This window comes from Agrobacterium sp. a22-2 (assembly GCF_012276985.1).
In the GTDB taxonomy this organism is placed as follows: domain Bacteria; phylum Pseudomonadota; class Alphaproteobacteria; order Rhizobiales; family Rhizobiaceae; genus Allorhizobium.
Window position 1 is genome coordinate 1 of record NZ_JAAXMM010000084.1, and the last position, 418, is coordinate 418.

The following is a 418-nucleotide window of genomic DNA, read 5'->3' on the forward strand; positions in this document are numbered from 1 at the left end:
GAATATAACGGCGCGCCTTCACCGCATACTCGAACGGGTTGGCCAGCGCCGGATCCTGCTCGGCCTCCACCACCATCCACCCTTTGTAACCGCGCTCGTCCAGCAGCTTGAACACCGGTCTGAAATCGATCACGCCATCACCCGGCACGGTGAAGGTGCCCTTCTTCACGCCATCGAGGAAACTCAGCTTGTTGGCCTTCACTTCCGCCACCACCTCATCGCGCACGTCCTTCAGGTGGACATGGTTGATGCGCGGCAGATACTTCTCCAGGATCGCCATCATCGCCTGTTGGCTGCCTTCCGAATAGTAGGCGTGGCCGGTATCGAACAGCAGGTAAACGTCGTCGTTGACCATGCTCATGTAGCGATCGATTTCGGCCGTGGTCTGAATGCCGGTGCCCATGTGGTGGTGCAGGCA

1 protein-coding gene is annotated in these 418 nt (G+C 59.1%); it reads right to left on the bottom strand.

Going from position 1 to position 418, the window contains the following annotated elements; all coding sequences use genetic code 11:
- The coding region (locus HFC70_RS26480) for a TIM barrel protein (RefSeq protein WP_168476306.1) at positions 1–418 on the bottom strand (418 nt) is incomplete at both ends.